18 protein-coding genes are annotated in these 13,816 nt (G+C 63.5%); 12 read left to right on the top strand and 6 right to left on the bottom strand.

Annotated elements, in window-relative coordinates:
- Positions 1–3: 3 nt before the first annotated feature.
- Genes C4J94_RS24200 through C4J94_RS24190 form a run of 3 tightly spaced genes read right to left on the bottom strand, consistent with a single transcriptional unit; the run spans position 4 to position 2,593 of the window.
- Positions 4–1,269, bottom strand: a complete 1,266-nt coding sequence (locus C4J94_RS24200; RefSeq protein ID WP_124388392.1) for an ABC transporter permease — start codon at positions 1,267–1,269, stop codon at positions 4–6.
- 1 nt (position 1,270) lies between these two features.
- Positions 1,271–1,981 (bottom strand): ABC transporter ATP-binding protein, encoded by a 711-nt coding sequence (locus C4J94_RS24195; protein WP_124388391.1) that lies wholly within the window; start codon positions 1,979–1,981, stop codon positions 1,271–1,273.
- 6 nt (positions 1,982–1,987) lie between these two features.
- A complete protein-coding gene (locus C4J94_RS24190) occupies positions 1,988–2,593 on the bottom strand; it encodes a DUF2796 domain-containing protein (protein ID WP_124388390.1) in 606 nt (201 codons plus the stop codon).
- 131 nt (positions 2,594–2,724) lie between these two features.
- Between C4J94_RS24190 and C4J94_RS24185 the strand changes: the two genes are divergently transcribed.
- Positions 2,725–3,069 carry a hypothetical protein gene (locus C4J94_RS24185; protein ID WP_124388389.1) on the top strand — a complete coding sequence of 115 codons (345 nt, stop codon included), beginning with the start codon at positions 2,725–2,727 and terminating at the stop codon, positions 3,067–3,069.
- A gap of 103 nt (positions 3,070–3,172) precedes the next feature.
- Here C4J94_RS24185 and trxA read toward each other — a convergent pair whose 3' ends face one another.
- From trxA to C4J94_RS24170, 3 genes are all read right to left on the bottom strand, one after another.
- A complete protein-coding gene (trxA, locus tag C4J94_RS24180) occupies positions 3,173–4,045 on the bottom strand; it encodes a thioredoxin (protein ID WP_124388388.1) in 873 nt (290 codons plus the stop codon).
- 169 nt (positions 4,046–4,214) lie between these two features.
- Positions 4,215–4,874, bottom strand: a complete 660-nt coding sequence (locus C4J94_RS24175) for a methyltransferase (protein WP_124388387.1) — start codon at positions 4,872–4,874, stop codon at positions 4,215–4,217.
- Positions 4,871–5,326, bottom strand: a complete 456-nt coding sequence (locus C4J94_RS24170; protein WP_124388386.1) for a YbaY family lipoprotein — start codon at positions 5,324–5,326, stop codon at positions 4,871–4,873. Before C4J94_RS24170 ends, C4J94_RS24175 begins: the two co-directional genes overlap by 4 nt.
- Before the next feature lie 140 nt (positions 5,327–5,466).
- Here C4J94_RS24170 and nrdR point away from each other — a divergent pair, with 140 nt between their 5' ends.
- The 11 genes from nrdR to C4J94_RS24115 all read left to right on the top strand — a co-directional run bounded on the left by nrdR (position 5,467) and on the right by C4J94_RS24115 (position 13,738).
- Positions 5,467–5,931, top strand: a complete 465-nt coding sequence (nrdR, locus tag C4J94_RS24165) for a transcriptional regulator NrdR (RefSeq protein WP_019818855.1) — start codon at positions 5,467–5,469, stop codon at positions 5,929–5,931.
- Positions 5,928–7,055 (top strand): bifunctional diaminohydroxyphosphoribosylaminopyrimidine deaminase/5-amino-6-(5-phosphoribosylamino)uracil reductase RibD, encoded by a 1,128-nt coding sequence (gene ribD, locus C4J94_RS24160; RefSeq protein ID WP_124388385.1) that lies wholly within the window; start codon positions 5,928–5,930, stop codon positions 7,053–7,055. The genes nrdR and ribD overlap by 4 nt, the downstream gene beginning before the upstream one ends.
- A 48-nt stretch (positions 7,056–7,103) precedes the next feature.
- A complete protein-coding gene (locus C4J94_RS24155; protein WP_124359998.1) occupies positions 7,104–7,766 on the top strand; it encodes a riboflavin synthase in 663 nt (220 codons plus the stop codon).
- A 15-nt stretch (positions 7,767–7,781) separates the two neighbouring features.
- Positions 7,782–8,873 carry a bifunctional 3,4-dihydroxy-2-butanone-4-phosphate synthase/GTP cyclohydrolase II gene (gene ribBA, locus C4J94_RS24150; RefSeq protein WP_124388384.1) on the top strand — a complete coding sequence of 364 codons (1,092 nt, stop codon included), beginning with the start codon at positions 7,782–7,784 and terminating at the stop codon, positions 8,871–8,873.
- Positions 8,874–8,961: 88 nt separating this feature from the next.
- A complete protein-coding gene (gene ribE / locus C4J94_RS24145) occupies positions 8,962–9,438 on the top strand; it encodes a 6,7-dimethyl-8-ribityllumazine synthase (RefSeq protein ID WP_003176356.1) in 477 nt (158 codons plus the stop codon).
- A complete protein-coding gene (gene nusB, locus C4J94_RS24140; protein WP_122539989.1) occupies positions 9,435–9,935 on the top strand; it encodes a transcription antitermination factor NusB in 501 nt (166 codons plus the stop codon). Before ribE ends, nusB begins: the two co-directional genes overlap by 4 nt.
- A gap of 18 nt (positions 9,936–9,953) precedes the next feature.
- Positions 9,954–10,919 (top strand): thiamine-phosphate kinase, encoded by a 966-nt coding sequence (gene thiL / locus C4J94_RS24135; protein ID WP_124388383.1) that lies wholly within the window; start codon positions 9,954–9,956, stop codon positions 10,917–10,919.
- Positions 10,920–10,973: 54 nt separating this feature from the next.
- A complete protein-coding gene (locus C4J94_RS24130; protein ID WP_124388382.1) occupies positions 10,974–11,696 on the top strand; it encodes an ABC transporter substrate-binding protein in 723 nt (240 codons plus the stop codon).
- A 226-nt stretch (positions 11,697–11,922) separates the two neighbouring features.
- The gene (gene ribA, locus C4J94_RS24125) at positions 11,923–12,540 is read left to right on the top strand and encodes a GTP cyclohydrolase II (protein ID WP_124388381.1); all 618 of its coding nucleotides are present in this window, start codon (positions 11,923–11,925) and stop codon (positions 12,538–12,540) included.
- The gene (locus tag C4J94_RS24120) at positions 12,537–12,956 is read left to right on the top strand and encodes a nuclear FMR1 interacting 1 family protein (RefSeq protein ID WP_124388380.1); all 420 of its coding nucleotides are present in this window, start codon (positions 12,537–12,539) and stop codon (positions 12,954–12,956) included. Before ribA ends, C4J94_RS24120 begins: the two co-directional genes overlap by 4 nt.
- Positions 12,953–13,738, top strand: a complete 786-nt coding sequence (locus C4J94_RS24115; protein ID WP_124388379.1) for a cobalamin-binding protein — start codon at positions 12,953–12,955, stop codon at positions 13,736–13,738. The genes C4J94_RS24120 and C4J94_RS24115 overlap by 4 nt, the downstream gene beginning before the upstream one ends.
- The last annotated feature ends 78 nt before the right edge of the window (positions 13,739–13,816 follow it).

Genomic DNA, 13,816 nt, shown 5'->3' with positions numbered 1-13,816 from the left:
TCCTCATAAACGGATGGACAGGCCATCGGCCAACGACTGGCGATAGGCACGCCACGCGGGCACGCTGCCCATCAACAGCGCCGCCGCCAGGATACCGGCGAGCAACGTCCATTCATATTCACTCGGCCATGCCATGGGCAGGTCCAGCCCGTAGTTGGCCTGCAGATAGCCGCGCGATGCTGCAATGCAGACGTACAGCAAACCCAAGCCGGCCACCACGCCGGCCAGGGCCAGGGCGAAGGCTTCGAAGATCAGCAGTGTTGCGATGTGCCACGGCCGTGCGCCCACCGAGCGCAGGATCGCCATTTCGCGGCGGCGTTCGTTGAGGCTGGTAAGGATCGCCGTGAGCATGCCGATCAAGCCGGTCAGCACCACGAACAACGAGATCACGAACAAGGCTTTTTCGGCCGTGCCCATCATGCTCCACAGCTCTTGCAGCGCCACGCCGGGCAGAATCGCCAGCATCGGCTCGCCACGGAACTCGTTGATTTCCCGTTGCAGGGCGAAGGTGGAAATCTTGTTGTTCAAACCGAGCATGAACGCAGTGATGGCTTGGGGGGTCAGGTCCATGTTGCGCGCCTGATCGGCGCTGATGCGGCCCTTGCCCTGGGCCGGTACGCCGTTGTGCCAGTCGATGTGGATCGCCTCCATGCCGCCGAGGCTGATGTGCAGCGTGCGGTCCACCGGCGTGCCGGTGCGCTTGAGGATGCCGACCACGGTGAAGGGCTTGTCATCGTGCTTGACCAGGCTGACGACCGCCACGCCATGGGCCAGCACCAGTTTGTCGCCGAGCTTGTAGTGCAGGGCGTCGGCGACTTCGGCGCCGAGCACCACCTCGAACGGGTCGGTGGCAAAGGCACGGCCGCTGGCCAGCTCGAGGTTCTGTTTGCGACCGTACTGGTAATGCTCGAAGTAGGACTCATTGGTGCCCATCACCCGGTAACCGCGATGGGAATCGCCGAGGGAAATCGGAATCGCCCATTTCACCTGGGGGCTGGCGGCGAAGTGCTCGTAGCTGTCCCAGCGGATATTGTTGGTGGCGTTGCCGATGCGGAACACCGAATACAGCAGCAGGTTCACCGAGCCCGAGCGTGCGCCGACGATCAAGTCCGTGCCGCTGATGGTGCTGGCGAAGCTGTTGCGCGCTTCCACGCGCACGCGCTCCACCGCCAGCAACAAGCAGACGGAAAGCGCGATGGCGAAAGCGGTGAGGATCGCGGTAAAGCGGCGGTTAGCCAGGCTGGCCATGGCTAGACGAAACAGATACATCTCAAACCTCTGCGAGCGTGGCGGCGCGATTGAGTTCGGCCAGCGACAGGTTGCGGTCGAACAGCGGCGCCAGGCTTTGGTCGTGGCTGACAAACAACAGGCTGGCCCCGGCTTCGCGGCATTCGGCGAACAGCAGCTGAATGAATGCCTCGCGCGCGTCGTAGTCGAGGGCGGAGGTGGGCTCGTCGGCGATCACCAGTTCCGGTTGGCCGATCAACGCACGGGCGGCGGCCACCCGTTGTTGTTGGCCGATGGACAGCGAGTCGGCGCGGCGTTCAAGCAGGCTCGGGTCTTTCAGGCCCAGATGAGCAAGCAAGGTGGCCGCGGCCTGGTCGACGCTGCCGTGGCGCTGAATCGCGCGCTGCGCCCGCAGTTTGGAGAAGTGACACGGCAACTCGACGTTCTCGCGCACCGACAAGAACGGCAGCAGGTTGAACTGCTGGAAGATGTAGCCGGTGTGGTCCACACGAAAACGGTCACGGGCGCCGGCCGACAATTCGGTCAGCTCCTGGCCGAGCAGACGAATACTGCCCCGGCTGGGTGTCTGCACGCCGCCGAGCAAGCCGAGCAGGGTGGTTTTGCCACTGCCGCTGGGGCCCTTGAGGAACAGGGTTTCCCCCGGCTCCAGGCGGAACGCGGGGATGTCCAGCAACTGCGGGTGACCGGGCCAGTTGAAGCTCAGGTCGGACAGTTGGATCAATGCTTGGGTCATGTGAACTCAGAACTTCAGGGTGGCTGCAGTGGCCGTCGCGTCAATACCTTGCTGGCCGCTCGGGCCGATCAGTTGTACCTGAATTTTCTGGGTGGCGGGGAAGGTCTTGAACACTTGGGTCAGGTCCAGGTTGCTCAGCGCCGTGGGGGTGGCGCAGGTGAGTTCGTAGTGGGCGTGGATTTCGCTGTGGTCGTGATGATGCTCGTGGGCGGCGGCGCCTTTGCCGTCGGTGGCGTGGTCATCGTCGTCGTCATCATGATCGGCTTGCGGCTTGTCGCCGAACAGCGGGCTGTTGAGTTCCTGGGAGCTGATAACGCAACCGGCGGCCTTGGGCAGGCTGAACAGCGCCAGCGGATCTTCCAGCTGTTTGCGCGCTGCGGCGACCTTGGCCTTGTCGGCGGCACTGGTTGGCGCGTGTTCGAAACCCACCAGGTTCATGGCCGGGCTGTCCAGCTCAAGCTCCAGGGACTGGCCGTCCAGCACCGCATTCAGGCGGCCGACGCCGTGTTCGTGAGCGCCGAGGCTGCCGTGCTCATGCTCGTGGTCTTCATGGGCATGAGCGACAGCCAGTGGCAGCAGGGCAAACGGCAAAGCGAGCAGCAGACGGCGCATGGCGGGACTCCAGAGATGAAAGTTTTGTTATGTAATCTTATAACGGAAGTGCCGAGAGTTTGACCGTCCGCTTGGCGTTGCGCAAGCTGCATGGGAGCATGCCCGTCAGAAAAAATGCTGGAGGAAGGACGATGTTGCGAATTCGTGGAACCGTCGGCGACCTGCCGGTGGACTTGACCCTGGAACTGGACGACGGCGATTGGGCACGGCTGGGCGCGCACTTGCAGGCTGCGCCGGCACAGAGTGCGCCAACCGTGGCACCGGCCAAGCCGAACGACGACCACTGGCAGAGCGCCCAGGCGCTGTTGCGCGATGCCGGGCAGCTCAGCGGCCTGGAATTACTGGACCGACTGGAAGGTTTGGCCGGCGATGCGGCGGCGGGCAAGCGCCTGCTGGTGCGCCTGCGCCATAGCGCGAAGGTGAAGGTGACCAGCGGCGCGGATACGCCGCTGTACACGTGGGTCGAACCTTTGTAGGAGCGAGCTTGCTCGCGAAAACCTCGTAGGCGCCGCGCTCATCCAGGATGTACGCGTTATCGTTGACGTTTTTCGCGAGCAAGCTCGCTCCTACAGGGTGAGGCTAGTACAACGCGGCAAACAATTTGCGGCGGTACACCGTGACCAGCGGGTGGTCATTGCCGAGCAGTTCGAACACCTGCAGCAAGGTCTTGTGCGGCAGGCCCTCGCTGTAGCTGCGGTTGCGCATGAACAGCTTGAGCAGGCCTTCCAGCGCAGCCTCGTATTGCTGGCGCGCCAATTGTTGAATGCTCAACTGATAAGCCGCTTCGTCGTCCTGGGGGTTCTGCGCCAGGCGGCTTTTCAGGTCGGCGGCGTCCGGCAGGTCGGCAGCCTGGCGCAAAAAGGTGATTTGCGCCTTGGCGCCGGCGAGGGCGGCCTTGTGCTCGTCGCTCTTGACCGCATCCAGCACGGCCTGGGCTTCACCCAGTTCACCGCGTTCGGCCAGGCAACGCGCGTACAGGATGAGCGCGGCGGCGTTGGTGTTGTCTTCGCCCAACAGCGCAACCAGCACGGCTTCGGCATCGCTGATGCGGCCCTCGGCAAACAGCGCCTGTGCCTGCTCCAGCGGGTCCGCCGCGGCCGGTGGCGGCATCGGCACATGAGGCTCAAGCATCGCCCGCACCGCCGACTCCGGCTGCGCCCCGGCAAACCCATCCACCGGCTGACCGTCCTTGAACAGCACCACCGTCGGCAGGCTTTGAATACCAAAACGCGCAACGATGTCCTGCTCGGCCTCGCAATCGACCTTGGCCAGCAGCAACTCGCCGCGATAGCTCTCGGCGATCTGCGCCAGCATCGGCATCAGTGCCTTGCACGGCGCGCACCACTCGGCCCAGAAATCCACCAATACCGGTCGTTCAAAAGAGTTCTGAATCACCGCCTGGTCGAAGTTGGCGGTAGTGACATCGAAGATGTACGGCGTGGGCTCACTCATGAGGCGTCTCGAATAAAGCGGGAATGGGGGCAACTATAAGGGCTGGCGCGGTTGGCCGAAAGCGAGCGCGATCAAATGTAGGAGCGAGCTCGCTCGCGAAAAACGTCCAGGCAACGCGTTCATTCTGAATAAACGCGGGGGCCTGAGTGCTTCGCGAGCAAGCTCGCGCCTACAAACGCCTTCGTGAATGGTACAGGCTCACCTTGCGAAACTCCCAAGGCTCGGCCAGGTCCGGCAGGGTCAGGGCGTCCAGCACCTCCAGGCGCTGATAATCGGGGTGCTGGAAGTCGCGCACCCGCGAATCCGCCACCAGCGCTTCGCGGCCACGGGTCAGGAACTGGTCCAGCAGCGGCAGGTTGGCGCGGTCGTAGAGCACGTCGGCCACCAGGATCAGGTCGAAGCGGTCGGCTTCGGCGAAGAAGTCCGCTGAATAACTCAGTTGCACCCCGTTGAGTTCGGCGTTCGCTCGGCAAGCCGCCAGCGCCAGCGGGTCCAGGTCGCAGGCCACGACCTCCAGTGCCCCGGCCTTGACCGCTGCAATCGCGGCCACGCCGGAACCGGTGCCGAAATCCAGCACGCGCTTGCCCGCCACCCACGCGGGGTTCGCCGCCAGATAGCGCGCCAGCGCCAGCCCGCTGGCCCAGCAAAAGCTCCAGTAGGGCGGCTCGTGCAGGATGCGGCGGGTTTCTTCCTGGCTGAAGGCGCGGTCCATGTTGTCGGCATTGAGCAGCCATAACGACAACTCCGTGCCCGGCAGTGGTCTGGGCACCAGCTGTGCGTCGCCGATCAACTCGCTCAGGGCACTTTGCAGGTGCAGCGGTGGCGTCATGGCGCCTTGACGAGCTGCAGGGGGCCGGTGGTCTGGGTGATCGCCTGGGTGATGCGCACGGCGGGCAGATGCAGGATCAACTGGCCGGATTGGCTGGCGCGACCGCGCAATTCAACCCGTGCACCGGCCGGGAACGCTTCAGGATTGAAGCGCAGGCGAAAGGCCAGGGGCTTGCCGTTGCCGGTCAACACGCTGCTGGCGAGCAGTTGCTGTGGGCGCGAGCGGTCGTCGATCACCAGCAACGCCAGCTCGACTTCGGCGCCGGCCGGCACGTTGGTCAGGTTGCCGCTGATCTCACGCTGGTAGGCGGGCAGGGGGCCCAAGTCTTCGATGCCCGGGACTTTTTTCTCTTGTGCAGGGGTTGGCTGAGGCGCGGCAGGCTTGGGGGCTTCGCTGCTGCAGGCGACCAGAAAACTGAACAGGGTAATCAAAACAAGTGGTCGTAACTGCATGTACGGCTCCAGAAAGGACAAAATCCGTGGCTTAAAAAATATGAAACATAATAACCAGCCTATATACCGTAAAGGCTATGGCTTGTCTTGCGACGGGGATGCGCTACCATGGCCCTCCCATTTTTTGTTGCCTGCCAACCATGCACTGTCCCTTCTGCGGTGCCAACGACACCAAGGTCATCGACTCGCGTCTGGTCGCCGAGGGCGACCAAGTGCGTCGCCGGCGCGAATGCCTGGCCTGTGGTGAGCGTTTCACCACCTTCGAAACCGCCGAACTGGTATTGCCACGTCTGATCAAATCCGACGGCAGCCGTCAGCCCTTCGACGAAGAAAAACTGCGCGCCGGTATGCAGCGCGCCCTGGAAAAACGCCCGGTGAGTGTCGAGCGCCTGGAAGCGGCGCTGGTGCACATCAAGCACAAGCTGCGCGCCACCGGCGAGCGCGAGGTCAAGAGCCTGGTGGTGGGCGAACTGGTGATGGGCGAGCTGCAAAAGCTCGATGAAGTCGCCTATATCCGTTTCGCCTCGGTGTATCGACGCTTCCAGGACCTCAATGAGTTCCGCGAAGAAATCGACCGCCTGGCGCGTGAGCCTTCCAAACAATGACCGCTGAACAGGCTGTGCTCGACGCCCATTACATGGCCCGCGCCCTCGAACTGGCGCGCAAGGGCCTGTACACCACCCATCCCAACCCACGGGTGGGCTGCGTGATCGTGCGCGATGGGCAGATAGTCGGCGAAGGCTGGCACGAACGCACCGGCGAGCCCCATGCCGAACCCAACGCCTTGCGCGCCGCCGGCGACAAGGCCCGTGGCGCGACGGTGTACGTGACCCTCGAACCCTGCAGCCATCATGGCCGCACGCCGCCCTGCGCCGATGCTCTGGTGAGTGCCGGTGTGGCGCGGGTAGTGGCCGGCATGCAGGACCCCAACCCGGAAGTGGCGGGGCGCGGCATGCAGCGTTTGGCCCAGGCCGGGATCGAGATTCGCAGCGGCGTGCTGGAGTCCGAAGCGCGTGCGCTCAACCCTGGCTTTCTCAAGCGGATGGAGCACGGCCTGCCGTTCGTGCGGGTCAAGCTGGCGATGAGCCTGGACGGGCGCACGGCGATGGCCAGCGGCGAAAGCCAATGGATCACCGGCCCCGCCGCCCGCGCCGCCGTCCAGCGCCTGCGTGCCGAAGCCAGCGTGGTGCTGACCGGCGCCGACACCGTGCTGGCCGACGGCGCCCGCCTGACCGTGCGCGCCGCCGAGCTGGGCCTGGATGCACAAACCACCGCCCTGGCCATGTCGCGCCCGCCGCTGCGCGTGTTGATCGATGGCCGCCTGCGCGTGCCGCTCAATGCGCCCTTCTTCAAGGCGGGCCCGGCGCTGGTCATCACCTGCGTGACCCCGGAGAACCAGTTTCCGCGTGGCCCCGAGTGCCTGGTGGTGCCGGGCGAGGAGGGTCAGGTCGACCTGCGTTCAGCGCTGGTGGCCCTGGCCGCCCGTGGCGTCAACGAAGTGTTGGTGGAGGCGGGCCCAAGCCTGGCGGGCGCGTTTGCCCAGCAGGGCCTGGTGGATGAGTACGTGATTTTTGTCGCCGGCAAGTTCCTCGGCTCCGCTGCCCGGCCGTTGCTGGACTGGCCGCTTGAGACACTCGCCGACGCCCCCCAACTCAAGATCACCGACATGCGCGCTGTTGGCGACGATTGGCGAATCACCGCCGTCCCGCTGCCGACAGCGAGCGTATAATTTGCGGCCTGCGCGTAAGCGTCAGCCCCCCGTTTTCAGGAGAACGAAATGTTCACCGGCATTATCGAGTCCATCGGCAGCATCCGTGCAATGACCCCCAAAGGCGGCGATATCCGCCTGCTGGTTGAAACCGGCAAGCTCGACCTAGGCGACGTCAAGCTGGGCGACAGCATCGCCGTCAGCGGTGTGTGCCTGACCGTCGTCGAGTTGCCGGGCAATGGCTTCGCCGCCGATGTCAGCCGCGAGACCCTGGACTGCACCGCAATGAGCGATCTTGCGGCTGGCAGCCCGGTCAACCTGGAAAAGGCCCTGACGCCGACCACGCGCCTGGGTGGCCACCTGGTCAGCGGCCACGTCGATGGCGTCGGTGAAGTCGTGGCCCGCAGCGAAAATGCGCGCGCCGTGGAATTCCGTATCCGTGCTCCGAAAGAGCTGGCCAAGTACATCGCCCACAAAGGCTCGATCACCGTCGACGGCACCAGCCTGACCGTCAACGCCGTCAATGGCGCCGAATTCGAACTGACCATCATTCCCCACACCCTCAGCGAAACCATCATGGCCTCCTACCAGCCGGGGCGCCGGGTGAACCTGGAAGTGGACTTGCTTGCCCGTTACCTGGAGCGCCTGCTGCTGGGCGAAAAGGCCGCAGAGCCTGCATCGGGTAACATCACCGAAAGTTTTCTGGCCGCTAACGGCTACCTGAAATCCTGACCAAGGGGGTGCCGCGTGGCGCTCAATAGCATCGAAGAACTGGTTGAAGACATCCGCCAAGGCAAGATGGTCATCCTGATGGATGACGAAGACCGCGAAAACGAAGGCGATATCATCATGGCCGCCGAGGCCTGCAAGCCTGAGCACATCAACTTCATGGCCAAGCACGCCCGTGGGTTGATCTGCATGCCCATGAGCCGCGAACGCTGCGAATTGCTCAAGCTGCCGTTGATGGCGCCGCGCAATGGCTCGGGTTTTGGCACCAAGTTCACCGTATCGATTGAAGCCACCACGGGCGTGACCACCGGCATCTCCGCCGCTGACCGCGCCCGCACCGTGCAAGCCGCGGCGGCGAAAGACGCCAAGGCCGAAGACATCGTCAGCCCCGGCCACATTTTCCCGCTGATGGCCCAGCCCGGCGGCACCCTGGCCCGCGCCGGCCATACCGAAGCGGCCTGTGACCTGGCGCGCATGGCCGGTTTCGAGCCCAGCGGCGTGATCTGCGAAGTGATGAACGACGACGGCACCATGGCCCGTCGCAGCGAACTCGAAGCGTTTGCCGCCGAACACAACCTCAAGATCGGCACCATTGCCGACCTGATCCACTACCGCATGATCCACGAACGTACCGTTCAGCGGATTGCCGAGCAGCCGCTGGACAGTGAACTGGGCCAATTCAATTTGGTGACCTACCGTGATTCAGTGGAAGGCGACGTGCACATGGCCCTGACCCTGGGCAACATCTGCGCCGAAGAACCGACCCTGGTGCGCGTGCACAACATGGACCCGCTGCGCGACTTGCTGCTGGTCAAGCAGCCCGGCCGCTGGAGCCTGCGCGCCGCCATGGCCGCGGTTTCCGAGGCAGGCAGCGGCGTGGTGCTGTTGCTCGGCCACCCGCTGGATGGCGATGTCTTGCTGGCGCATATCCGCGAAACCGCCGACCACGCGCCGGTGAAAAAACCGACCACCTACAGCATCGTCGGTGCCGGTTCGCAGATCCTGCGCGACCTCGGTGTGCGCAAAATGCGCCTGATGAGCGCACCGATGAAATTTAATGCGATATCCGGTTTCGACCTGGAAGTTGTAGAATACGTGCCCTCCGAATAAAGGCTGGCGATTTTTGCCCCTTGTTCGCGGTTAAATCATCACTGAGGGACGCACTTTTCGCGTCCCGGCTCTTTAAGAGATTTGTCGAATGACCCTGAAGACCATCGAAGGTACCTTCATCGCCCCCAAAGGCCGCTATGCCCTGGTGGTTGGCCGCTTCAACAGCTTCGTGGTTGAAAGCCTGGTAAGCGGTGCCGTTGACGCCCTGGTTCGCCACGGTGTGAGCGAGAGCGACATCACCATCATCCGTGCCCCTGGCGCCTTCGAAATCCCACTGGTTGCGCAAAAAGTTGCCCAGCAGGGTGAATACGCGGCGATCATCGCCCTGGGCGCGGTCATTCGTGGCGGTACCCCGCACTTCGAATACGTGGCTGGCGAATGCACCAAGGGCCTGGCCCAGGTGTCCATGGAGTTCGGCGTGCCGGTCGCATTCGGCGTGCTGACCGTGGATTCCATCGAGCAAGCCATCGAGCGTTCCGGCACCAAGGCCGGTAACAAAGGCGCTGAAGCTGCCCTGTCCGCCCTGGAAATGGTCAGCCTGCTGTCGCAGTTGGAGGCCAAGTGATTTCCGACGAAAGCGATCGTTTCAACCCACGCGACGAGCGCCCGGCCGACGCCGGCAAGCCTTCGAAAAGCGAAAAGCGCCGTGCGGCCCGCCAGCTGGCGACCCAGGCGCTGTACCAGCGCCACATGGCCGGTACGTCGCTGAACGAAATCGAAGCGCAATTTCGCGTCGATAACGATTTCACCTTCGCCGACCAAAGCTACTTCCATGACATCCTGCACGGCGTTCCGGCCAACCTGACCGAGATCGACACCGCGCTGGCGCCATGCCTGGACCTGACCCTCGAAGAGCTCGACCCGGTTGAACTGGCCGTTCTGCGCCTGTCCACCTGGGAACTGCTCAAGCGCGTCGACGTGCCGTACCGCGTGGTGATCAACGAAGGTATCGAACTGGCGAAGGTCTACGGTTCGACCGACGGCCACAAGTTCGTCAACGGCGTGCTCGACAAGCTGGCCCCGCGCCTGCGTGAAGCCGAAGTGAAGGAACACAAGCGCTAATCTGCGCTTGAGTCCTCGATGGGCGAGTTCGAGCTGATCCGCAACTACTTCGCCGCCGCGCCCTGTGCGCAAGGCGGCGAGGGCATTGCCCTGGGGATCGGCGACGACTGCGCCTTGCTTGCGCTCCCCGCCGGGGAGCAACTGGCAGTTTCCACCGATACCTTGGTGGCCGGCGTGCACTTTGCCGACCCGTGTGACCCGTTCCTGCTCGGCCAGCGCTCGCTGGCCGTGGCGGTGAGCGACCTGGCCGCCATGGGCGCCCATCCCCTCGCGTTCACCCTTGCCCTGACCACGCCGACCGTCGATGCCGATTGGTTGCAACGCTATGCCCAGGGTTTGAACGCCATGGCGCAACGCTGCGGCGTGGGCCTGGTGGGCGGTGACACCACGCGTGGTCCGCTGAGCCTGACCTTGACCGTATTTGGCCGAGTGCCGGCCGGGCTTGCCTTGACGCGCAGCGGTGCGCGGCCAGGGGATCTGCTGTGTGTTGGCGGGGAGTTGGGCAATGCGGCCGGGGCCTTGCCGCTGGTATTGGGCCAGCGCAGCGCGCAAGCCGCCATCGCTGAACCGCTGCTCGCCCACTATTGGTCGCCGCAACCGCAACTGGCGTTGGGCCTGGCCCTGCGCGGCAAGGCGACCTCGGCCATGGATATCTCCGACGGTCTATTGGCCGATTGCGGGCACATCGCCAGGGCATCGGCTGTCAGCCTGCTGATTGAACGTGACACCTTGCCGTTGTCTGCGGCGTTGCTGGCGTTTGTCGGCAATGAGCAGGCCCGTGTGGCCGCGTTGAGTGGCGGCGACGACTATGTGCTGGTGTTCACGTTGCCCCAGGCCGAACTGACCTCGTTGCGGTCGGATGGCTGGCCGATCCATGTGATCGGTCGCGTCGAGGCCGGGCAGGGCGTCACACTGCTCGACGCCGATGGCCAGGATGTCACCCCGGCCGTGCACGGCTATCAGCATTTTCGCGAGGCGCCGTAGCTGGCGTCCTGCGCTACCCTTCATATGAATATCTCCACGTAGGAAGTCGTCACTATGAGTGTGCGCTGGTTGCTGATCATGCTGTGCACCTTTACCGCTGTGCTTCAGGCGGATGAAGCCCCGGTGCCCGGCAAGATTGTGTTGGCCAGCGAGGCGTGGAACGACTACACCAACACAGATGGCAGCGGCCTGGCCTGGGACGTGCTGCGCCGGGTTTTTGAACCGGCAGGCGTCACGCTGCAAGTCCACAGCGCGCCCTATACCCGATCGATTGGCTTGGCCCAGCGTGGCGAGGTGGATGGCTGCGTAGGTGCCTATCGCGACGAAGCTGACCAGGTGCTGTACCCGCACTGGCCTTTTGACTCCGACCATATCTATGCCCTCGGGCTGGCAACCCTGCCTACCCCGAGCCTGGCGACGCTCGGCGATTACCGCCTGGCCTGGGTGCGTGGCTATAAATACGAGAAATACCTGCCAAACGTGCGCCGGTTCAACCAGGTCCAACGGCGCAGCGGTATTTTATCGATGCTGCAATACGGTCATGCAGACTTCTACATCGAGGCCCTCACCGAAGCCAAGTATGTGCTCGGTCATGCCGAAGATCCGTCACGATTCAGGCTCACCCATATCGCTGAACTGCCGCTCTATATAGGCTTTGCTGATAACGAGCGTGGAAGGGTATTGATGAAGATCTACGATGAGCGAATGACCGCCCTTGTAAAAAACGGCGAGTTGAAGCCGATTTTCGAGCGCTGGAAACAGCCTTATCCGTTCTAGTTTCCCTGTAGGAGCGAGCTTGCTCGCGAAAATCGTCAACGTTATGTGGATAGCCTGAATGAACGAGGTGTTCTTGCTTTTCGCGAGCCAGCTCGCTCTTGCATAGAACCAGGCCGAAGGCCAATCGAATCTATTGATCTTTATCAGCGATCATTCAGCTTAAGCGTCTGTAGGAACAGGCTGTTACAATGCCTGCCTCTGTGAAATCTGAAATCAGGAGCACACGGTGCCCGTCGTTTTCGTCGCCGCTTCCAAGCTGCCTACCCCCTTTGCCACATTCACCATGCATGGCTTTCTCGAAGAAGCCACCGGGCGCGAGCACGTTGTGCTCAGCCTGGGCGACATCGCTGACGGTGAGCCGGTGTTGGGCCGCGTGCATTCCGAATGCCTGACCGGCGACGCGCTGTTCAGTCAGCGCTGTGACTGCGGCTCGCAACTGGAGGCCGCGTTGCAGGCCATCGCCCGCGAAGGCCGTGGCGTGCTGCTGTACTTGCGTCAGGAAGGCCGTGGCATTGGCCTGTTGAACAAGATCCGTGCCTATGAATTGCAAGATGGCGGCGCCGACACCGTGGAAGCCAACGAGCGCCTGGGCTTCGCCGCCGACCAGCGTGACTACGCGATCTGCCTGCCGATGCTGGAGCACCTGGGCGTGAAGTCTCTGCGCCTGATGACCAACAACCCGCGCAAGGTCAAAGCCTTGACCGAAATGGGCATCACCGTGGCCGAGCGTGTACCGCTGCACACCGGGCACAACCCGCACAACAAGCTGTACCTGGCCACCAAGGCCAGCAAACTCGACCACATGATGGGCAACGAGCATCAGGGCGAGGTTGACCGCGCGTGACCCGTGGCCAGGTGAAACGGCGACTGTCCTTCAACTGGTGGCAGTACCTGGCCCTGGCGTTGCTGCCATTGTTTGTGATCAACCTGGTATTTGGCCGCGCCGAATCCCTGCTTCCCGTGTTAGCCATGCCGTTCTTTATCGCCGGCGTGGCCTCGATGTTTCTCAGCCTGCGTTATTTTCACGCCTATAAGCACGCCCTGATCGCCACCTCCAAAGCCCTCGACACGCCCGAAGAGCCCGCCGCCTGGATCGCCCTCGCGGCGCGCCGACGCACGGCCTTGCTGGTGGCAGCGTTACCGGCCTGGATCGGTGCGCTGGCGGTGTTCGTCGGCCTGGAAGCGGTGCCGCTGTTCCTGCTGGCGCTGTCGACGATGGTGTTGTTTTACCTGTATCGCATTCCGCGCCAGTTGGGATGAAGCGCTACTGGCTGGCGCTGCTGCTGGTGTTCAGCGCCCAGGTAGTGGCGGCTGAACGCGTGGTGAGCCTGGCGCCGTCGCTTTCTGAAATCGTGGCGGAACTGGGTGCCGCTGACTTATTGGTCGGTGTGCTCGATGGCGGCGAGCGTCCGGCAGCGCTGGCGGATGTGCCATCGGTCGGGCGCTACGGCCAGCTGGACATCGAACGCCTGCTCAGCCTCAAGCCCGATCTGATCCTGCTCTGGCCTGGCAGCGTCGGCGCGGCCCAGCGTGAACAGCTGCAGCGCCTGAACATCCCGGTGTACATCGCCGAACCCCATAGTCTTGATCAACTGACCTGTCAGGTCCAAACCATTGCCGAGCAATTGGGCCGCGGGGATGCGGGCCGAGCCTTGGCCGACAAGTTGCGCCAACGCCTCGCCCAACTGCGCCAGCGCTATCAGCGCGCCGAGCCGGTGCGGGTGTTTTATCAGGTATGGAACCCGCCGTTGTACACCGTGGGCGGTGGGCAGATCATCAGTGATGCGTTGAAGGTATGCGGGGCGCGCAATGTGTTCGACGACCTCAAGCTGCCGGCGCCGCAGGTCAATATCGAATCAGTGTTGCAGCGTGATCCGGAGCTGATCCTGGTGGGGGATCAGGCTCAGCTGGAGGCGTGGAAGGTCTGGCCAGGCATGGCGGGGCGGGTGCGGCTGGTGCCTGACAAGGGGCTGGAACGGCCCAGTGGGCAGATGCTGGAAGCGCTGGCGCGGTTGTGTCAGGTGATTGCGCCGAACTTGTGAGGCCGCCATCGGGGGCAAGCCCCCTCCCACATTTTGAATGTGTTCACAAATCAATAGGTGGGAGTGGGCTTGCCCGCG

Source organism: Pseudomonas sp. R5-89-07, assembly GCF_003851685.1.
Classification (GTDB): Bacteria; Pseudomonadota; Gammaproteobacteria; order Pseudomonadales; family Pseudomonadaceae; genus Aquipseudomonas.
The sequence above is the reverse complement of the archived record's forward strand: the minus strand, read 5'-3'. Positions and strand labels throughout refer to the sequence as shown.